The 19196-nt window shown below is 70.3% G+C and carries 18 protein-coding genes and 2 pseudogenes; 9 read left to right on the top strand and 11 right to left on the bottom strand.

Going from position 1 to position 19196, the window contains the following annotated elements; genetic code table 11:
- The first annotated feature begins 60 nt into the window (after positions 1 to 60).
- Complete coding sequence (locus ACRAKI_RS20750) at positions 61 to 528, top strand: hypothetical protein (protein WP_447002162.1); 468 nt, start codon at positions 61 to 63, stop codon at positions 526 to 528.
- Positions 529 to 829: 301 nt separating this feature from the next.
- Positions 830 to 1084, top strand: coding sequence for a hypothetical protein (locus tag ACRAKI_RS20745; RefSeq protein ID WP_447002161.1), 255 nt, complete (start codon positions 830 to 832; stop codon positions 1082 to 1084).
- Between the two features lie 624 nt (positions 1085 to 1708).
- Here the strand turns inward: ACRAKI_RS20745 and ACRAKI_RS20740 are convergent.
- Entirely contained in the window at positions 1709 to 2107 is a 399-nt protein-coding gene (locus ACRAKI_RS20740) for an ATP-binding protein (RefSeq protein WP_447002160.1), read from the bottom strand.
- A 704-nt stretch (positions 2108 to 2811) separates the two neighbouring features.
- Between ACRAKI_RS20740 and ACRAKI_RS20735 the strand changes: the two genes are divergently transcribed.
- The gene (locus ACRAKI_RS20735; RefSeq protein ID WP_447002159.1) at positions 2812 to 3210 is read left to right on the top strand and encodes an STAS domain-containing protein; all 399 of its coding nucleotides are present in this window, start codon (positions 2812 to 2814) and stop codon (positions 3208 to 3210) included.
- A gap of 529 nt (positions 3211 to 3739) precedes the next feature.
- Here the strand turns inward: ACRAKI_RS20735 and ACRAKI_RS20730 are convergent.
- Positions 3740 to 4681 carry an anti-sigma factor RsbA family regulatory protein gene (locus tag ACRAKI_RS20730; RefSeq protein ID WP_447002158.1) on the bottom strand — a complete coding sequence of 314 codons (942 nt, stop codon included), beginning with the start codon at positions 4679 to 4681 and terminating at the stop codon, positions 3740 to 3742.
- Entirely contained in the window at positions 4678 to 5520 is an 843-nt protein-coding gene (locus tag ACRAKI_RS20725) for an MEDS domain-containing protein (protein ID WP_447002157.1), read from the bottom strand. The genes ACRAKI_RS20730 and ACRAKI_RS20725 overlap by 4 nt, the downstream gene beginning before the upstream one ends.
- A 654-nt stretch (positions 5521 to 6174) precedes the next feature.
- Here ACRAKI_RS20725 and ACRAKI_RS20720 point away from each other — a divergent pair.
- Positions 6175 to 7011: a GAF domain-containing protein gene (locus tag ACRAKI_RS20720; RefSeq protein ID WP_447002156.1), complete on the top strand. Its 837-nt coding sequence runs from the start codon at positions 6175 to 6177 to the stop codon at positions 7009 to 7011.
- 233 nt (positions 7012 to 7244) lie between these two features.
- Here ACRAKI_RS20720 and ACRAKI_RS20715 read toward each other — a convergent pair whose 3' ends face one another.
- The 3 genes from ACRAKI_RS20715 to ACRAKI_RS20705 are packed head-to-tail and all read right to left on the bottom strand — an operon-like array spanning position 7245 to position 9510.
- A complete protein-coding gene (locus ACRAKI_RS20715) occupies positions 7245 to 8222 on the bottom strand; it encodes an ABC transporter permease subunit (RefSeq protein WP_447002155.1) in 978 nt (325 codons plus the stop codon).
- The gene (locus ACRAKI_RS20710; protein WP_447002154.1) at positions 8219 to 9118 is read right to left on the bottom strand and encodes an ABC transporter ATP-binding protein; all 900 of its coding nucleotides are present in this window, start codon (positions 9116 to 9118) and stop codon (positions 8219 to 8221) included. Before ACRAKI_RS20710 ends, ACRAKI_RS20715 begins: the two co-directional genes overlap by 4 nt.
- Positions 9115 to 9510: a GntR family transcriptional regulator gene (locus tag ACRAKI_RS20705; RefSeq protein WP_447002153.1), complete on the bottom strand. Its 396-nt coding sequence runs from the start codon at positions 9508 to 9510 to the stop codon at positions 9115 to 9117. The genes ACRAKI_RS20710 and ACRAKI_RS20705 overlap by 4 nt, the downstream gene beginning before the upstream one ends.
- Positions 9511 to 10175: 665 nt before the next feature.
- On the opposite strand from ACRAKI_RS20705, the gene ACRAKI_RS20700 reads away from it, so the two are divergent.
- Positions 10176 to 11720, top strand: a complete 1545-nt coding sequence (locus ACRAKI_RS20700) for an alpha/beta hydrolase (protein ID WP_447002152.1) — start codon at positions 10176 to 10178, stop codon at positions 11718 to 11720.
- Positions 11721 to 11823: 103 nt separating this feature from the next.
- Here ACRAKI_RS20700 and ACRAKI_RS20695 read toward each other — a convergent pair whose 3' ends face one another.
- Complete coding sequence (locus ACRAKI_RS20695; RefSeq protein ID WP_447002151.1) at positions 11824 to 12675, bottom strand: MmyB family transcriptional regulator; 852 nt, start codon at positions 12673 to 12675, stop codon at positions 11824 to 11826.
- Positions 12676 to 12800: 125 nt separating this feature from the next.
- Between ACRAKI_RS20695 and ACRAKI_RS20690 the strand changes: the two genes are divergently transcribed.
- Together ACRAKI_RS20690 and ACRAKI_RS20685 are read left to right on the top strand one after the other, a co-directional pair.
- The gene (locus ACRAKI_RS20690; RefSeq protein ID WP_447002150.1) at positions 12801 to 13541 is read left to right on the top strand and encodes an SDR family oxidoreductase; all 741 of its coding nucleotides are present in this window, start codon (positions 12801 to 12803) and stop codon (positions 13539 to 13541) included.
- A gap of 256 nt (positions 13542 to 13797) precedes the next feature.
- Positions 13798 to 14007: a tautomerase family protein gene (locus ACRAKI_RS20685; protein ID WP_447002149.1), complete on the top strand. Its 210-nt coding sequence runs from the start codon at positions 13798 to 13800 to the stop codon at positions 14005 to 14007.
- Positions 14008 to 14143: 136 nt separating this feature from the next.
- Here ACRAKI_RS20685 and ACRAKI_RS20680 read toward each other — a convergent pair.
- The 3 genes and pseudogenes from ACRAKI_RS20680 to ACRAKI_RS20670 form a co-directional block, all read right to left on the bottom strand.
- A pseudogene (locus ACRAKI_RS20680) lies at positions 14144 to 14402 on the bottom strand (IS110 family transposase); the annotation flags it as partial.
- Positions 14403 to 14670: 268 nt separating this feature from the next.
- Entirely contained in the window at positions 14671 to 15303 is a 633-nt protein-coding gene (locus tag ACRAKI_RS20675; protein WP_447002148.1) for a response regulator, read from the bottom strand.
- Entirely contained in the window at positions 15300 to 16424 is a 1125-nt protein-coding gene (locus ACRAKI_RS20670) for a sensor histidine kinase (RefSeq protein WP_447002147.1), read from the bottom strand. Before ACRAKI_RS20670 ends, ACRAKI_RS20675 begins: the two co-directional genes overlap by 4 nt.
- Before the next feature lie 154 nt (positions 16425 to 16578).
- Here ACRAKI_RS20670 and ACRAKI_RS20665 point away from each other — a divergent pair, with 154 nt between their 5' ends.
- Together ACRAKI_RS20665 and ACRAKI_RS20660 are read left to right on the top strand one after the other, a co-directional pair.
- Positions 16579 to 17142 (top strand): VanZ family protein, encoded by a 564-nt coding sequence (locus ACRAKI_RS20665; protein WP_447002146.1) that lies wholly within the window; start codon positions 16579 to 16581, stop codon positions 17140 to 17142.
- 418 nt (positions 17143 to 17560) lie between these two features.
- Positions 17561 to 18468: pseudogene (locus ACRAKI_RS20660) on the top strand (IS5 family transposase).
- A 41-nt stretch (positions 18469 to 18509) separates the two neighbouring features.
- Here ACRAKI_RS20660 and ACRAKI_RS20655 read toward each other — a convergent pair.
- Positions 18510 to 19004, bottom strand: coding sequence for a DinB family protein (locus ACRAKI_RS20655; protein WP_447002145.1), 495 nt, complete (start codon positions 19002 to 19004; stop codon positions 18510 to 18512).
- Positions 19005 to 19196: the final 192 nt, after the last annotated feature.

Below are 19196 nucleotides of genomic sequence, written 5' to 3'. Positions count from 1 at the left end.
CGTCCGGTCTGGGTCGTGGCCTGGTGGTCGGTTGTCGTAGTAGGTGCCGGGCAGTTCTCCTTGAGAGTCGTAGAGCAGGCCGAACCCGTTGTGGCGCCGGAGTCGGAGCCCAACACCGACCCCGGTCCGGAAGACCCGGAGATCCCCGAGATCACGGCGGCCCGGGCCACGACCGCCGGCTACCCGATGTACCAAATCCTGTGGCAGTGGCAGGACCGCCTCGGCACCCCGTTCGTGCTGCGCCGCGGCTACTACAACGCGGCGACCGACAAGGGGTTCGGCTTCGACAAGGTCTACTGGAAGCACAACCTCACCGAGCGGGCCGTCATGGCTACCACGAAGTGGCCGCGCGTCCGCACCCACATCGGCGGTACGACGTGGAACTACGACACCGACGTGCTGCGGGTGCGCTGCAGCGGCTGGGGCCGTGGCGTACCTGCAAGGTGGTGGAGAAGAAGGTCGTGCGCGCAGGGCACGACTTCCGCAAGAACCACGCGGGCGCCGACGCCAAGGCGTTCGGCATCGTGACCGCGTTCTGCCTCGGCACCGTCCGCTGCCCGGACTGGGTGAAGAACTCGGTCAACATCCAGCATCGACCCGATGACCACGGCTCGATACCGGCGCGAGGGCGCCCTGCTCACCGAGTTGGCCGCCCTCGTCCTGGCAGGCAGTCGGGTGGACGCGGTCGAGTTCGCCGACGGCGAGCGGCGTTGACCACCGAGGCCGGGACGGTGGCGGTGCCGGTAGCGGCAGGTATGGACGACCTGGCCCGCGCACTGGCCACGCCGCCCGTGCCGCCGTTCGCCGAACAGCCCTACCGGTTCGACCCGTGGGCGGAGCTGCTGTACGGCTGGGCAGCCATGCGATGGCCTTGGTCGACTACCGGGACACCGACCTCACCTATCGACGTGTTCACCGTGTCGGTTCCGAGGTCACCATCACCGTCCACGACCACGGCTCACATCGCGATCACCAGGTCCTGCTGTCCCTGAACGATCTGTGGCCACCCGTGGGGATGCCGTACACGATCACCGACCAGATCACCGATCACGCCACCGGCCCGGTACACGACCTGCGCCACTGAGAGGTCCTGCCCGGCGACCTCTCAGGCACGGCATTCCCGGCCTCCTCCCGACAGGGCGAGGGGCCGACACCTCCAGCGCTCTGCTGCGCGGCGAACCGCCGTTCGAGCCGTCGCACGGCGGTCAGCTGGTGCACGTCACCGCCCGCCGCCTTTCCACGCCGCGCACGCACCGCGCACTCGCTCGCCGCGCCGTCCGCAACCCGGCCGGGTCTGGCCGACCGGGACGACACGGTCCTGTTCAGCGGCTGTGAGTTCGTGCTCGTCGATCAGGCCGCCAAGGACGGTCGACAGCACGGACACGACTTGGCGTAGGTCGGCTCTATAACTTCAGTGTCGACTAGAGTTACGACTCGTCGAACCGTCCTCGTTGCCGGGCGACGAGTCGGTGCGGGCACACCTGCTCACGCAGGACCGTGCAGATCGGCTCGACCCCGGATCGCTCCCTGTGTCCATCGATGTAGGCGGTCATGTGTGCGGTCAAGCTCAACACCGTCCACCGGTCGATCCGTGCCCGCGCCGCCAGCCACGAGATCAATTGAATGGCACGGCGTACTTCGGTGCGATCGGATTGTGTCATCGGAATCGGACGGCTGACACCCGGCGGGCGCCGCGCACGGTTGACGCCTATCCGTCGTCGGCGCGGGTCGTGGCCATCGAGCAGGGCATCTCGGCCCAGACGGTCTTGCCCTCCGTGTGCGAGACGACTCCCCAGTCCTTGGACAGACGCTCCACGATGATCAAGCCGCGGCCACGGCTACCGCCCAGTCGAGACCGGCCCAGGACAAGCCTATCGGGTGACGCGTCATCGACCTCGACACGCACGACGCACGGCCCCTCCAACCGGTGCAGCCGGACGCGGCGAGGAGCATCGGCGTGGTCGAACGCGTTGCTCACCAACTCGTTCACCACCAGCACGCAGTCGTCCAGGTCGTTCTCGTCCACGTCGGCCAAGACCTGGCCGACCCAGCGGCGCACCATTCCCAATTGCGGAGACCGCGCGTCGAGATGGAGTGCGAAGCTCACCCGCCCCGCCTCCGCGGCATCACTGTCGGCCACCGCCTGAATCCCCTTCCGCCGGCAAAGCCCCGCTCACACGATCGCCTGGCTGTCGTGACGAACAATCATGGCTGACCAGCCCGTCGGCATCTACACGTGCTCGTTGCTCGGCCGTGTCGATGTGCGCGGCGAACGACTCCTCTCATGCTGGCCGACCGCCGACACGGCCGCGGTGTGAGGGAAGCGCCGAGCCGGCGCGGCAACCGCGAGCGCCACCACAGAGCCGATTCACGTGCACAGTCCGTAGCGTCTCGACGATCATCTCGTGCGTCGACAACGACTCCGGCCAGCACTGCTCGCCTGTTCCGCACAGTCCCAGGAGCGAGGTGATGGACACCGTCACCGCGCCGGTAAACGCAGGTCTCGGCCTGATCACTTGGGCGCGTGTCGCGGGATGGACGCGTGGCGATAGGGGCACGCCCCCCGGCCCCCGGTGCTTGTCTCCCCACGGGCCAGGCGGTCCATCGACCACGGTCGCCAGGGCGACAGGGGCACGCTCCCAATCCCTCGTCACGCTTGGTGAGCAGTACAAATGGTGTTGCGTCATCGGTGCTACTGGTGCTGTGCACGTGGCGAGCCGCGGCTACTGTTGCCGTTGTCGATGTGGCTTGATCGGGTTGAAGTGACAGCCCCGCCGCAAGTGGTGCACCGGGAAGACAAGGGGTTGGCGGATGAGCGAGGACCAGGCGTTCGAGGCGGTCTCGGCGCAGGCCGTCACGGTCGGCGGCGTGCCGGTGCTGCGCGTGACGGGCGAGATCGACATGGGCAGCGTGGACACGGTGCGCGCCGAACTGCTGGCCTGGTTGGAGAGCGCCTCCGACCGCGTGGTGCTTGACCTCACCGGGGTGATGTTCCTGGCCTCCAGCGGCCTGGCCCTGTTGGTCGAGGCCGCCAGGCACGCGGAACGGTGCGGCGTCCGGTTCGTCGTGGCCGCCGGTCACCGTGCCGTGCTGCGCTCGATCAAGGCCACCCAACTGGACGAGGTGTTCGACATCTATCCCGACGTCGACCAGGCTGTTGCCACCGTGTCCGCCACGGCACCGACCGAACCCGCATCCGAGAAGGTCTAACCGTCTGCATCCGGGTAGCACTGTCAGTGCCGTTTCCTGAGGGGATGCGGCGAGGGCCCCGCAGAGGTTCCGGCCAGGTGGATCCGGGGTCGTTGAACGGTCAGCGCCCGCCCTCCGGCAACGCGGTGCGGGCCGATAGCGGTACTGGCGGGCCGCACCGCCCGCCGTGTCGGTCTGGCGTTCGTCTGTGGGGCGGCGGTGGCCATGGCGGCGTTTCGGAAGACGTTCGCGATGCGGGTCCGGGACGAGTTACCGGACCTGTTGGTCGACGGGCAGTCCGCGTCGGCGTTCGGGCCGGGCAAACCTGGGATCTCCGGGGCTGTTCGCGGGTTCGTACTCGTTGATCGTGCGTCCGAGGATTGATCCGCGGGGTATTGACGTGCAGCACCGCGGCCGACCAATCGCGGTGACGGTCCCGTGAACCGCCATCCGGAATCCTGCGGCCCGAGGCGCTGTCGGTGGATGTGCCGGCTTCCTGCTGTCCAGCGGACACCGGCCGCGAGGTCGAGCACCTCGAGACGCGCGCCGGTCACCGGTTCAGGCGCAGGAAAGCGGTCACGGTCGTGCCGCAGCTGGTGGCGTGGGTCCGCACGAGGTCGGCGAGTTGGTTGACCAGCAGGAGGCCGCGGCCCCCGAGCTGCCCTGGTTCGGTTGGTCGGCGACCGGCCAGAGGGTCGGTCAGGCGTCCTTCGTCCTCGACCGCGCAGATCAGGTGTTCTTCATCGCGCCAGATCCGCACTCGGCATCCGGCGCCGGTGTGCCGGAGGCTGTTGGTCACCAATTCGGTGGCGATGAGTTCGAGGTCGGCTGTCCGCTCGGCGTCCACGTGCACTTGTCGCGCCTGGTCGGTGACGAGTCGACGGACGTCGCGGATGTCCGCGGTGGTCTCGATGACGAGGGCGGTGGCGTCGGGGGCGGTTCGCAGTGGTCGGTTGTAGCGATCGACCACGGCGTGGGGGTCGTAGTGGTCGCTGTCGCAACGCCCGGCTGCGTCCCACACCGTCGGGTGTGTGGCCAGGGCGTCGGCCAGCACGTGGTCGTCGAGGGTCCGGGTGTCGTAGGGGCAGACGATGGTGACGTCGCGTCCGGCGAAGGCCAGGTTGATCAGAGCTTCGTGCTGTGCGCAGGCGGGGTACTCGAGTTCGGTGCGGCCGGCCCAGATCGGCTCGCCGATGATGCGCACGTGCCCGGCGCGGTGGGTGTCGGCGAACCGTCGCAGGACGGTCGGGATGATCCTGCCGGGGTTGCGGCCCGCCACTTCCATGTCCAGCATCAGCACGTCGTTCGCGGCCGTGCCCAAGGCCTCGCGCAGTAGCCGCAGCCTCGCGCCGGGCACCGCCACGGCGGCGGGCTGCCCTTCGGTCAGCCCGTCGGTGATGAAGGGCACGAGTGCGCCCAGGTACTCCTCGTCGGAGTTGTAGAAGAAGGCCGGGTGCACGAACCCGCCGGGAGGAGGCGTCGAGACGGTCATGCGGCGTGCTCCACGTGCACGTTGCCCAGGTTGAGCAGGTCGACGAGGCGGGCCAAGCCAGGCCAGGAGGCGCGCAGGACGAGGGGCGCACCGAGGTGTGCCGCGTGGTCGGCCAGGCGCAGCAGGCTGTTGTGGTCGATGAAGGTCAGCCCCGTGGCGTCGAGCACCAGCTCCCCGTCCCGAAGACGCAGGTCGATGCGGTCCAACGCCTGGGTGAACAGGCCGCCCGTGTAGGAGTCCACTTCGCCGCCGAGCGCGGTGACGTGATCGTCGACCGCGTGCAGCCGGAAACCGGGCAACCGCGCATTGGTGTTCGGGTGCAGGCACGCCAGCTGGGCGAACGCCGAGTCGTCGATCTCCGCGGAGGAGTAGGCGCACATCGCGGAGAACGGGTGTTCGGCCATGTAGCGGTCCACCAGGTGCTCGTAGCGGGCGAAGGCGGCGAGCTGCTGCGAGGTGCGCACCAGGGGAGTGGCCTCGGCTGCCACCCGCAACCCCGCGTACCCGTCGCGCACGGCGGCTTCAGTGGCGGCGGCGTAGGCCCGGACCTGCGCCTCGGGCTCGACCACCGCGCCGACCGGATACATCGCTTCCAACGAGGTGACCTGGGCGGCACCTTCTCGCAGTGCCCGGTCGATGCCGTCGATCCCGCGCAGGTCGTGTACCAGGGCGTTTATGTCGCCGGAGGCCACGTAGCGGACTCGGTAGCCTCGCCGCAGGCCGTCGAGCAGGAACTCCCGCACGCGGGCGTCGAACTCCGGTACGTCGTCGTACCGCCAGCACACGTGGTCGTGTGCACCCAGCCCACGCGTGTGATCCACGAGTCCCGACCTGCGCATTCCCTCCATTCTACGCAACGCTGGTACTCGCCGGCTACACGGTGGGCGCCGTCCAGGAGAGTGCGTACGCACGGCTCAGCTCGGTCGACCTGCTCGAAGGACCCGCTGATCCGGCGCACGATGGCGTCGAGCGCCTCGGCGTCGGGCGATTCGCCGACGAAGGCATCGGCGCAGCCGGTCATCCCCTCGGTGTCGGTGTATGGGGGTGCCGGCGGAGTTGGAGTGCACCTGTCGGATCCGACGACGAGTTTCCGCTGGGCAGCATGTGCGGCTCGGTACCCCTGCCGACCCGCGGGGAGTTCGGCGAGTCGTTCCGGCGGTTCGACCTCAACGGCCTGACCGTTCATCTCGGCGGGAGCGGGGCCGCCGGGGGTGCCGGTGAACGCGGTCGTGACTGGTTCGTCCCGCACGGCCGTCCCGTCCCTTCGTAGAGCCGCCACGCGTGGAGCTTCCGCAGCGCACGAGGTGTGTCGCGACGCGGTCCTCGGTCGCAGTCCTCGGCCACCACGGGCCGACAACCGCCACGGGGTGACGGTTCGGACGGATCGCGACCGGCCGACCGCGTGCGGAGCGTGGCAGGACTGCCTCCACGACCTGCTGCTATAGGACTGTTCGCACTGCGGGCCTGCGGTGATCGTCAGTTATCCTGCATGCGTGCTCACCCACACCGATCCAGAGCGCCTGTCGGCGGTCCGCCGCTACCACATCCTGGACGCGCCCGCCGACGGCAGTTTCGACAACGTCGCCCGCGTGGCCGCGCAAGTCTTCGGCACACCGATCGCGACCGTGACGATCGTGGACGTCGATCGGGTGTGGTTCGCGGCCTGCCACGGTCTGTCAGGCGTCACCCAGATCGGTACCGAGCCCGGCCTGTGTGCCTCGGCCGTGTTGCAGGACGAGGCGTACGTGGTGAACGACGGCGCGGTCGACCCCCGCACCCTCGACCACCCGCTGGTGCGCGGCGAGCTGGGCCTGCGCTTCTACGCCGCCGCCCCGATCATCACCGGCGACGGGCACAGGCTGGGCACGGTCAACGTGATCGACCGCGAACCCCGCGAGGTCACCGATGCCCAGCTGGCGACGCTCACCGCGCTGGCCGGGATCGTCGCCGACCAGTTGGAGCTGCGCCTGGCCGCCATCCAAGCGGTGCGCGCGGAACGCGGCCTGGACGAGGTCCCCGGCGCACACGCCACCGCGTCGGCGAAGTTGGCGGGCCAACTGCGGCACCTCGCGGCCGACCACCTCGACGGTGAGCACCCCCGGACGTGCCAGCTCGGCTTGTCGAGCCCTTGCGACAACCCCGTCGAGGTCAAGGTCGCCGACCCGTGGGGCGACTCGGCGTGGGCGTGCATCCGACATGCGGAGGACGTCATCATCAACGAGCGGTCCACGTTCATCGCCGACCAGAAGCTCAACGGGCTGGCGCGCTACCTGCGGTCCGCTAAGCGCGGCACCGGCGATCCGGCGCGCACGTCCTCGCGCACGTCCTGATAGAGCTTTGCCAGGTGCTGTACCCGACTTGGTCGGGCGAAGGCTCTTGGTGCGCAGACAGGGGAACTGCTGGTGGATCGGACGGTGACCATGCGCCGTTCCACCGGGAGTTCCGTTGTTGTCGTCGGGGAAGTCCGGCTCTGCCACCCACACGGCGTGAACGTCGACACGCCGCCCGGCCGACAAGCCGAACAGCGTGTCGACCAACGTCGTGAACGTTCGTGGTCAGGGCACTAGATCACACGGCGCCGCACCCGCCACACCACCACACCGATCAGGACCGCCGCGACGGCGACGAACAGGGCCGCCTCGATGAGCTGGAACGTCCAGAACCGGTCGGCCGGGTGGTAGACCCCGTACTGCTGGGTGCCCCGCGAGTGCAGGAACTGGTTGAGGTTGGTGCCGGCCCGGTTGGCGGCGTCCTCCAGCTCGTGGTACTCGGTCCAGCTCAGCCTGCGCCCGGTGGCGTCCGCGTAGCCGTGTTCGATCATCCAGTCCGCGAAGCTGTGCACGGGCCGGTGCCCAGCCTGGTCCTCCGAGCCGCCGACGGGGACCGGCTCCATCGTGGTGAGCGGGGTGGCGTACGCGGGGCGGGCCAACAGCGCCACCGGCATCCGGGCGGCGAGGAACGCCCCGAACGCGACGCCGAACGCGGGCAGGCTGCGCCGCAGGATCGCCCCGGCGGCGGTGGCGACGCCGAACGCGAACAGCGCGTACGCCACCGGAACAATTCCTTCCACGTCGAAGGCGTCGTACTGGAACCGCCCTTCCCACGCGTCGAACGGCTGACGGAACCAGGTGAGCACCGCGGTGAACATCCCGGTGAGCGTGACGGTGACGCCGGCCAGTGCCGCGAGCTTGGCCGCCAGCCAGCGCATCCGCGGCACGGCCTGCGTCCAGGCGAGCTGCCAGGTGCCGTCCTCCAGCTCGCGCGCGAGCAGCGGCGCACCGAGGAACGCGCCGATGACGACGGGGACCAGGTAGAAGCCCGCCAGGAGGTTCTCGACGTACCCGTACTCCTCGTCGAGCCGGCGGAAGGAGGCCACGCAGTCCTCGTTGACACCGGCCCCTCCCGCACACCGGGCGGGACCGCCGGGGAACAGGTCGTGGGCCTGCGTCCCGAGCACGAGCAGGGCAATGCCGAACATGCCGACAAGCAGACCCAGGACGCAGACCTCGGTCCGGTGCTGGCGCCAGATCAACCACGTCATGCCGCGCCCCCCGACGCGACCGCGGCGCTCGGCTCGGACGGTCGGCGCAGGTACGCCAGCACCAGGTCCTCCAGCGCGACCGGCCGGGCCTGCCACCCGGGCGCGGCGGGGATCGCGCCGTCGCGTACCAGCAGGGTCGTGTGCCGGTCGCTGTGGACGGCCTCCACGACGGCGCGGGCCCGGTCGAGGTCGGTGACCGTGCGCGGGCCGACGAGCAGCCGGTGCTCGGCGAGGAGGGTGTCGATGTCACCGGTGAGCGTGACCCGGCCGTGGTTGAGCACGACCAGGTGGTCGCAGACGCGCTCCAGCTCGTGCACGACGTGCGAGGAGAACAGGACGGTCACCCCGCCTTCGGCCACCGCGCCCATGAGGACCTGAAGGAACTCGTGCCGGGCCAGCGGGTCGAGGCTGGCCACCGGCTCGTCGAGGACGAGCAGGTCCGGCCGCTTCGCCAGGGCCAGAGCCAACGCGACCTGGGCCTGCTGCCCGCCGGAGAGCGTGCCGGCCCTGCGGTCGAGCGGGATGCCCAGCTTCGCCAGCCGGCGCTCGGCCAGCCCCTGGTCGAACCGCAGGTTGCAGGCCCGGCCGAAGCGGAGCATCTCGGCGACGGTGAAGCGCTTGTACAGCGGGTGGTCCTGGGCCAGGAAGCCGACCCGCGACAGGGTTTGCGGGGTGCTGGCGGTGACGTCGTGGCCGAGGACCTCCACCGTGCCGGTGCTCGGTGCCAGCAACCCGACGGCCAGGCGCAGCAGCGTGGTCTTGCCCGCGCCGTTCGGCCCGACCAAGGCGATCACGCCGCCCGCCGGCAGGGCCAGGGTGCAGTCGCGCAGCGCCCAGCCCTTCCGGTACCGCTTGCCCACACCGTCGGTGCGCAGCGCGAACTCGGTCGCTGTCACCCCACGTCCTCATTCCTCGTCTGCTGGTGGACGGAAGTAAGGAGCGCGTTGACCGCCTGCTCGTCGAGGCCGGCCGCGTAGGCGCGGCGCAGCCAGGTCGTCAGGCCGCGGCGCAGCGACGTGTACGTCGATGCCGACATCGCGGCCGACTGCTGTTCATTGACGAACGTGCCCTGGCCGGGCCGGCCGGTGACCAGGTTCTCCTGCTCCATCTGCCGGTACGCCTTGGCGACGGTGTTCGGATTGATCGCCAGGTCCTCGACCACCTCGCGGATGAGCGGAAGGCGGTCACCGGGTTGGAGGAAGCCGAGCAGCACCGCCTGGCGGACCTGCTGGACGAGTTGCAGGTACGGCGGCACGCCGGAGTGGGTGTCGAGCCGGAAGACGAACACGGTATCCCCTTTACTCCTTTCCTAGGAACATAGTAGAGCGGTAAGTCGGCGGTCAAGAGAGCCGGCGCACCCGCCCGACCTTCCTGGTCAACCGGGTCAGGGCGCTGAGTCGGTCTGCTTCGCTGCTTCGGCGGTGCCGAGTCGGTCCCGCACCAGCTCGGTGGCCTCGGTGTGCAGATCCGCGGGCAGCTGTCCCCGCGCGATGCCGACGACGCGGAATCCTTCACCTGCGCCTCCCGGTGACGGTGAGGTTTCCGATGGGATGACCGCCGGCCGGGTCACGGCCAGTAGCCCGACGGACACCGGCGCGCGCGATCCGATCCGACAGGCGCTCGACGCAGAACCCTCGGAGATCTTTGCCGCGTACCGGGATATGGCCGGGCACGACGACCGCGTGGTATCGAGCCGCAGTGCCGGCACGACGCAGGGGTGTCCGCGCCGCGCAGTCCGTCGCGCCCCGCATCGGGCGACGGCTGCCGCAGGCCGCTGTCCCCCGTGAGGACTACAGGAAAGTGTCCACACCAAGGGGATTCGTGGGGCTGCGGTGTCCCATAGTTTCGCTGGGACGGCGTCAGCGCGTGCGGCACGCCGAGAACTGGAGGGCAAGGGCCTTGAAGACGATGCAACGGCCAGCGGGAGCCGGTATCCCCCGGAGGTTCACCAGGGTGGTGGTCGCGGTGGCGCTCACCGTCGCCGCGGTGGCGGCCTGTGACGCCGCCGCGGAAGAAGACGCGACGAGTGAGGACGCACCACCGGTCGCCGCCGAGTCGGCCGCCACGCCACGCATCACCTGGGGCACGTGTCCGGCGTTGGCCGAGGGTGCCGGCCGCGACCCCCGGCTCACTTGCGGAACGGTGGAGGTCCCGCTCGACTACCGGAACCCCGGCGGCGAGAAGATCGAGGTGGCCGTCTCGACGCTGCCGGCAGCGAAGTCCCGTGACCGCCGCGGTGTCCTGCTGCTGAACCCGGGCGGCCCGGCGTTGCCCGGCCTGGACGCACCGGGTGTCGTGGCGCCGACCCTGCCGCCTTCGGTGTTGGCGGCCTACGACCTGATCGGCTTCGACCCGCGTGGGGTCGGGCACAGCACCCCGCAGAGTTGCGGCCTCGACGACCCGTCTCTCGCCGGTCTCTTCCCGTACCCGGCCGCGGACGGCTCGATCACCGCGAACGTCGACCACGCCCGCACCGACGCCGAACGGTGCGCGACGAACGCCGGCGAGAAGCTCCGGCACTTCACCACCGCCAACACGGCCCGCGACATGGACCGCATCCGCACGGCGCTCGGTGAGGAGAAGATCTCCTACTGGGGCCAGTCCTACGGCACGTACCTCGGCACCGTCTACGGGTCACTGTTCCCGGAGCGCACCGACCGGGTGGTCCTCGAGGGCAACGTCGACCCCACGAAGGTCTGGGCCAACGCGACGGACAACTGGGGCAAGGCCATGTCGGAACGCTTCCCCGACGCGGCGAGGGTCGCCGCGGCGCAGCACGCCACGCTCGGACTGGGCGGCACCGTCGACGAGGTGACCCGGAAGTACCTCGCACTCGCCGACCGCCTCGACCGCACCCCCGCGCCCGTCCCCGGCACCCCACTGGCACTGACGGGATCGATGCTGCGCACCGTCACCTACAGCCTCCTGCTGCACAACGGGACCCTCCCGGTGCTCGCGCAGTTCTGGAAGGCCGCAGTCGGGCTGGCCGACGGCACGCTCACCGAGGCGGACGGCCAGGTGCTGCGCCAGGTGTTCACCGCACCGCCGCCGACCCCGGGCGTGCCGGCCGACAACCAGGCCACCATGTTCCTGGCACTGACCTGTGGTGACGCGCCTTGGTCCGACGACGTCGACGACTACGCCCGCCGCACCGCAGAGGACCGCACGGCCTGGCCGCTCACCGCGGGGATGCCCGCCAACATCTGGGCGTGCGCGTTCTGGCCGAAGTCGATCGAAGAGCCCGTCCGCGTTACGGACAAGGGACCGCGCAACACGCTGATCCTGCAGAACCGCAGGGACAACGCCACACCGTGGGAGGACGGCCTCGGGCTGTACCAGGTCCTCGGCGAGCGAGCGGCCTTCGTCGGCGCGGACAACGGCGGGCACTACGTCTACCACCAGGGCTCCACGTGCGTGGACGAGGCGACGGTGACGTTCCTGACCACCGGCCGGCTGCCGGACAAGAAGGTCGACTGCACCGACATCGCCCCGCGGTGACGAGGTGCAGCCCGGCTCTGAGGTCGGGTGTTCCGGACGTGGGTGCGGGTGCGGCGGTGATGAGCACCTCCGGAAGGAGCGGAGCCCTGACACCGGGTCGTTGTCAGGACCGCTCGGGTGCGAGCTCTTGCGTACCGAGGACGGCGAGCAGTTCCAGCTGTTCCAGGGAAACGGCGCCGACAGCGGGGGTGAACCAGAGCAGCCGTTGGTGGCCGTCCTCGCTGAACAGGTTGAGGCAGTTGACCTCGACGGTGCCCAGGCCCGGGTGGATGATTCGCTTGCGGTCGTTGCGGCGAACGGCGACGTCGTGCTGCTCCCACAGGGTCGCGAACTCCGGGCTGTGACGTTGCAGGTCGACCACGAGCTGAGTGGCCTCCTGGTCGTGTCCGCCGCGACGGGCGACGGCGGCGCGCAGGTCGGCAACGAACGTCCGGGAATGGTATGCGTGGTCCTCGGCCGGGTAGATCGAGCGTGCCGACGGGTCGGCGAACCAGCGGTGGACGAAGCTCGCCTCCATGCCCGTCGTGCTGGGCGCGGGTCCGAGCAGCGCGACGGCGAGCCGGTTCTGCACCAGCGTGACGTGCAGGTCGGTGATGACCTGCGCGGGTGTGGTGGTCAGTCGGTCCAGCAGGTCGAGCATGCCGGGGTGGACGTGCGCCGCCGGGCTGCCCGAGCGCGGAACCGGGCGCCCGGCGAGGTAGTAGAGGTGGTTGCGTTCGTCCAACGTCAGCCGCAGCGCTCGGGCCAGCGCGGCCAGCATCTGCTCGGACGGTTGCGCACCGCTGCCCCGTTCGAGCTCGATGTAGTAGTCGACGGAGGCGCCGGCCAACTGGGACACCTCGTCCCGGCGCAGCCCCGGCACTCGCCGCCGCTGACCGGTCGGCAGGCCGACGTCCGACGGTCGGATCCGGTCGCGTCGCGACTTCAGGAAAGCGCCGAGCTCAGCCAGGTTCACGTCGTTATCCTCCGCCGTCCCGCCGGCTCCTGCCAGGGGTTGTCATCCCCTGGGTGAACGGCAACTGGTTGAGCGCGGCCGGCGGCCCCATGGTGGACCCATCACCGGATGGAGGGAGCAGCACCATGACCGGGGCCACATCCAGGGTCGCCGTCGTGACCGGCGGCTCGCGCGGCATCGGCCGCGAGATCGTGACCCGCTTGTCGGCGGAGGGCTGTGCCGTCGTTGTGGGCTACGCCGGACGCGAGGACCTGGCCGACGACGCGGTCCACGCGGTCGAGGAAGCGGGTGGGCGGGCGATCGCCGTCCAGGCGGACGTGGCCGACGAGCACGCCGTCGCCGCGCTGTTCGACGCGGCCCAGGCCACGTTCGGCTGTGTCGACGTGGTGGTGCACGCCGCCGGCAAGTTGGTTCTGTCCACTGTGGTCGACCTCGACCTCACCGTTCTGGACGACCTGCATCGCACCAACATCCGCGGCACGTTCGTGGTCGCTCAGCAGGCCGCGCGCCGGCTGCGGCCCGGTGGTGCGCTGATCACGTTCTCGACCTCCGTGGTCGGGCTCGCCTTTCCCCAGTACGGTCCGTACAGCGCGAGCAAAGGTGCGGTGGAGGCGCTGACGATGATCCTGGCGCGGGAGCTGCGCGGCAGGGACGTCACCGTGAACGCCGTCGCCCCCGGCCCGACCGCCACCGAGCTGTTCCTCGACGGCAAGGACGAGCAGACCGTCGCCGCTCTGGCGGCCCAGCCACCGCTGGAGCGGCTCGGTACGCCTGCCGACATCGCCGCCGTGGTCGCCTTTCTGGTCAGTCCCCAGGGACACTGGGTCAACGGCCAGGTCGTGCGTGCCAACGGCGGAATCGTCTGAGGTCACCGCAATGACCGACAGGGAGGTCGTCGTGATCACGGCTGCGTCCAGCGGCTTCTGCGTCGCATGCGTGATCGACCTGCCCACCGGCAACGACCATTCCGCGCCCACGCCGACCCCAGTCACGACGGTAGCGACATCGTCTCCGCCGTGAACGACCGGATCAGGGCCGAGTCCTACCGCCGCATCGGCAGCATCGCAGCTAGCTACTACCCACCCAAGCCAGCCACTGGCCTACAGCAGAAGGAGAAAAAACATGCCATTCGCGAACTTCAAGGTGCCGGCCGGCTCCCTCACCGCGAAGCAGAAGGAAACCATCGTCCACCGGGCCACCGAGATCTACGCCGAGATCTACGGCGACCGGGCTCGGCCCAACACCATGATCCTCGTCGAGGAGGTCGCCGACGGCGGCTGGGGGATCGGTGACACCGTCCTCACCCTGGCCATGCTCCAGGACAACGCCTGACCACATGATTGCCCTGAGGTTCCGACTCGCAGAGGCCTACGGGTCGGGCCGGCAGGCTGATCACCAGTCGTAGCCCGCCGGAGGCGCCGGGCCGGGCTCGCTCGTGAGGGTCTCGCCGACCTGACGGGCTGTGGACGGGGTGGATGCCGGTGAGCAGGCCGCGGACGCGGTTGGAGAGGCGGGTGGCTTCGGCGGCCAGGCCGTCGTCGAACCCGACCAGCACGCCGAGTTCGGCCGGGGTGTCGGTCGACGGTGCGGCGCATCGCCAGGTCGTGCAGGTAGGCGACCTGGTACCCGAGGACGCGGGTGACCGCGACCGGCAGGGCGTCGATGGCGGCGGGCTGGTCGACCACGACCAGCACCGTCCGGTGGCGAGCGAGCTTGTCGAACACCGCTGATCGACCTCGCCGTGGAGCTCGGCCACCGGGCACCTGGACCTGCACCTGCCAACATTTCCTGGACAGGTTCGGTGGCTCCCGTCGAACTTCACGTTCAGGTGTACGTGCGTGAGCACCACCGAACGCGTTTCGCGGTGCTGTAGCGGGCCGTGGTTGTCGGCTTGACCGTCGATGCCTTGTCATCCTGGCGGTGATTGGGTCGTAGACGGATGATCGCCTCGGTCGCCACAGTCGCACGCCCTGCGATCCGAGCCGATCCCGCCGCTCACCCCTCGGCGTCGAGGAGGCCTGATTCCCACGCCCAGGCGGCGATCTCCACGCGGTTGCGGGCGCCCAGCTTCGCCTGGACAGCCGCCAAGTGCGTCTTGACCGTGCCTACCGTGACGTGCAGGGTGCGCGCCACCTCGGCGTTCGTGCGACCGCGTGCCACGAGCAGCACCACGTCCAGTTCCCGAGGCGAGAGCGGCATCTCGCGAGGCGCAGGACGTCGACCGGCCAGCTGCCGGAGCAGGCGCACGGTGATCGCCGGGCTCACCAGCGCCTCGCCCGACGCCGCGGCGCGGATCGCCTCCACCAGCAGGGCCGCGCCCGAGGTCTTGAGCACGAAACCGGACGCCCCGTGGCGCAGCGCCTCGCGCACGTGCTCGTCATCGTCGAAGGTGGTGACCACGACGACCTTCGGGCCGCTGATCCGGCGCAGCGCCGCCAGGCCGTCCAGGCGGGGCATCCTGATGTCCATCAGCACGACGTCCGGAACGAGGTCCCGCGCCAGGGCCACGGCCTCCACGCCGTCGACGGCCTCGCCCACGACCTCGATGCCCGGTTCGGCGGACAGGATCATGCGGAAGCCGGTGCGGACCATCGCCTGGTCGTCGGCGATGAGGACGGTGATCGTCATGCTTCCTTCCCGACCGGCAGGCTGGCCTCGACCGCCCAGCCGCCGCGTGGGGCCGGGCCCGCGGACAGGGTGCCACCCGCCGCGACGACGCGTTCGCGCAGGCCGCGCAGTCCGAACCCGCCGGTGTGCTCGGGGCCGGGACGGCCGTTGTCGATCACCCGGACCTCGAGGTGGCTGCCGGTGCGGTGGACCGACACGTCGACGGCGCCGGCACCGTGCGCGTGCTTGCGCGCGTTGGTCAACGCCTCCATCACCACGCGGTAGGCCGCAGTGGAGATGTCGGGGCGCACGTCGGTGAACGGACCGCGCACGTCAAGGTCGCCGAGCAGGCCCGACGTGCGGCGGAAGCTCTCCACGAGGGCGGGCACCTCGGTGACCCCGGGTGCCCCGTCATCGGCGGTGTCGCGCAGCAGGCCGACCACGCGACGCATGGCGTCCACCGCCTCGGTGCCCGCGTGCTCGATCTCGCGGAGCGCGGACAGCACGAGTTCGGGGTCGGTGCGGGCGACCGCCGCCGCGCCTTGGGCGTGCACCACGATCCCGGCGACGTGGTGGGCGACGAAGTCGTGCAGGTCGCGGGCGAACTCGGCGCGTTGCGCGGCGCGGGCGCGCTGCACCTGCCGAGTCCGGGCGGCGGCGGCCGAGCGTGCCACCAGACCGGCCGCCACGGCGACCGCGACGCCGAGCGCCAGCACGAGCACGCCGACCGTCGTCCGCAGGTCTTCGACGTCGCCCCGCAGCGGCTGGACCAGGACGGACACCGCCAGGACAGGAGCCGCGACGGTCGTCCACCGGGGATCTCCCCGCCACGCCACCAGGCCGAGCACGCCCAGCAGGGCGGCGGTCGCGGACAGCGTGAAGGGCATCTCCACCGCTTGGTCGTGTCGGGTCGCCCACCACATGCCCGCCGCGCCGGCGGCCTGCGCCGCCGCGAGCGCGGGCAGACCGCGCGGGCCGGGCCAACCGGCGCACAAGGCCACCGCCACCATCGCCACCGCCCACGGCAGGCGCGTGTTGTCCTGACCGCTGAACTCGCCCAGCCACAGGTCGACCACGCCCAGGGCGGCCAGCACGCACGCGGCGGCCAGCCAGGGGACTGCTGCTCGGAGGAAGAACCGCACCCGGCCAGCGTAAGGACCGGGCGCGATCGCCGGATCCCTCGCAAGGGGGTCCGCCGAAAGGAGGAGGCGGACCCGCAAGACCCGCCTGAGGACGGAGGTCCGCGCGGCGCGCTTCGGCGCACGCTGGCACCGAGTCCAGTCAGGAGGTCCGCAGGTGTGGGATGACGTCGGTTACGCGGGTGTGGGGATCGAATCGTGGTACGTGCTCGTGCCCGCACTCGCGCTGTGGGGCGCGGTGCTCGTGGCACGTGCGGTGCGCGGTCGGCCGGGGTGGACGGGGCGCCACTGGGTGATCCGGGCGGCGGTCGGAGCGTACGTAGCGGGGGTCGTGCACTTCACGCTGTTCCCGATCGACGTGCAGCAGGGCCCGTACGCCGACCAGACCCCGTGGTACGAGCAGGTCAACTGGTTCCCGCTGCTGACCGCGGACGTGCCGTCGTTCGCGCTCAACGTGGTGATGCTGGTGCCGTTCGGCGTTCTGCTCCCGCTGGTGTCGCCGCGAGCCCCGAGCGCGGGGCGGGTGGCTGCGCTGTCTCTGGCGTTCAGCGCGTCGATCGAGGTGACGCAGCTCCTGATCTACGTCGTCGCGCGCAGCGGGCGCAGCGTCGACATCAACGACCTGCTCGCGAACACGCTGGGCGGCGTGCTCGGGTACCTCCTGATCCAGTCCCTGCCCGCCCTGCGGCGCACCGCGCTGTCCGGTCCGCCGCCTGCCTGAGCCGCTTGTCCCGGCCTGGCTGCCGAGCGCGTTCGCGGAACTCGACCGGTGCCGCTCGAAAGGCATCGCTGCCGGTCAGGTCGCTTGCCCGTACTCGTCGATCAGCGCGCACCACCTCGGGAGCGCCTGCGGTCGTAGACCGGGGGAGCGACGGCCGATTTTGCCGGGTGGCGAGCGGTAGCCGGCATCCTCGGCGGCACGTCCAGGTCGATGACGTACGCCCGTGTCGTGCTCGTTTCTCGGCGTCAGCCGGTCGAAGATCATAGCTGGTTCTACTGCGCAGGCATTCGGGTATCACGTGGAGGCCTAGCGCGTGTTTCAAAGGTGAGGTGGCTGGCGGCGTGTCGGTGGCCGGAATGTGGCGAGGTCTCCGGTAGATGGTTTAGCGACCAAGCAAAACCGCAGTACCGGAGACCTCGTGGCCAGCGTAGCGGCAGCGGGGCGGTTCGATCTGACCGACGCGCAGTGGGCACTGGTGCGACCACTGTTACCCGTCGGCGTCAGGCCGGGACGTCCCCCGAAGTGGAGTAAGCGGCAGTTGATCGACGGCGTCCGGTGGCGGGTGCGGGTGGGTGCTCCGTGGCGGGATCTCCCGCCCGAGTACGGGCCCTGGCAGACCGTCTACGGGTTGTTCCGACGGTGGCAGCGGGCCGGGGTCTGGCAAGCGATCCTGGCCGCGCTGCAGACCCGTGCGGACGCCGACGGGCTGATCGTGTGGGACGTGAGCGTGGATTCCACGATCATGCGGGCGCACCAGCATGCCGCCGGTGCGCGTAAAAGGGGGATCTCCAGGTCGAACCGCCCGACACACCGACCGGTGGCACGGAACCGGACGATCACGGGTTGGGGCGGTCGCGGGGCGGGTGGACCAGCAAGCTGCACCTGGCCTGCGAACAAGGCCGCAAACCGCTGTCGCTGCTGGTCACCGCGGGGCAACGCGGCGACAGCCCGCAGTTCGTGCCGGTGATCGAGGCGATCCGGGTGTCGCGTCCGGACGGTGGTCGACCACGTACCCGGCCGGACCGGGTCCTGGCGGACAAGGCCTACAGCTCCAAGGCCAACCGCGCCTACCTGCGGCGACGAAAGATCAAGGCGACCATCGACCAGCCCCGCGACCAGGCCGCCCACCGCAAGGCCAAAGGCTCCCACGGTGGACGGCCACCGACGATCGACCGGCAGGTCTACAAGCAGCGCCACGCCGTCGAGTGCGGCATCAACCTGCTCAAACAACACCGGGCGGTCGCCACCCGATACGACAAACTCGCCATCCGCTACCAGGCAACCATCGACATCGCCGCCATCAACATCTGGCTACGCCACATCTGAAACACGCGCTAGGTCGAGGGGGTGCCGCCTCCATCGGCGCACTACGACCCAGGACAGCGGCCGGCAGCCCGCAACAGGCGCAACTGGCCGATCTCGGCCACGTTCTTCATCAGCTCGGCGTTCACCCATGCCGCCGTGTGCCCGACCGTTCCTCCGGGCTGCGGGAAGTCGGACGGTGCGGCCAGGTCGAGCCCCGGCAGCAGCTGGAGCCACTCGTCGCGCAGGCCGCGCAGCCAGTCCGCGACGAACTCCGGGCCGGGCCACACGACGTCCGTGCGTTCCCGTGTCGGACGCCCGGCCGCGTGGTCGATCGTGACCGACCACCACCACCCGATATGCCAGGACACCCACGCGATGGTCGGAACGGGCGTCGGGTCCGGCTCCGATTCGGCCCAGTCCGGCGCTCCGTCCCGGATCGTCCACACCAGACCGGCAGGTTCCCACAGGTGGTCTTCGGACGTGAGCCGTTCGAGGTGGTACTCGAACAGTGCCCAGGTCAGGTCGAACTGCCGGCGCAGGAGGTCGTGGGTGGACACTCGTCGATTGTGGCGGCGGCAGATGCCGTCGCGCCACTACAAAAGCAGGGCCCTGATCGGCTCCGTCGACGACTACCCACATCGGGGACCTACCGGGGACGGTCACAGGCAGGACCGATCGTGTGTCGAACCTCTTCCTCAGCTGCTCACGGCGGGACTTCCGCGCTGCCGAGGCGGCGTCCTCGGTTCTCG

The organism is Saccharothrix isguenensis (assembly GCF_052936305.1).
Note: the sequence above shows the minus strand (reverse complement) of the source record. Positions and strands in the feature narration are given on the sequence as shown.

Excerpts from the sequence above, each read along its gene's own strand:
- ACRAKI_RS20690 (WP_447002150.1), top strand. The coding sequence starts at position 12,801 with ATGACCGGGGCCACATCCAGGGTCGCCGTCGTGACCGGCGGCTCGCGC.
- ACRAKI_RS20685 (WP_447002149.1), top strand. The coding sequence starts at position 13,798 with ATGCCATTCGCGAACTTCAAGGTGCCGGCCGGCTCCCTCACCGCGAAG.
- ACRAKI_RS20730 (WP_447002158.1), bottom strand. The coding sequence starts at position 4,681 with ATGACCGTCTCGACGCCTCCTCCCGGCGGGTTCGTGCACCCGGCCTTC.
- ACRAKI_RS20725 (WP_447002157.1), bottom strand. The coding sequence starts at position 5,520 with ATGCGCAGGTCGGGACTCGTGGATCACACGCGTGGGCTGGGTGCACAC.
- ACRAKI_RS20715 (WP_447002155.1), bottom strand. The coding sequence starts at position 8,222 with ATGACGTGGTTGATCTGGCGCCAGCACCGGACCGAGGTCTGCGTCCTG.
- ACRAKI_RS20735 (WP_447002159.1), top strand. The coding sequence starts at position 2,812 with ATGAGCGAGGACCAGGCGTTCGAGGCGGTCTCGGCGCAGGCCGTCACG.
- ACRAKI_RS20675 (WP_447002148.1), bottom strand. The coding sequence starts at position 15,303 with ATGACGATCACCGTCCTCATCGCCGACGACCAGGCGATGGTCCGCACC.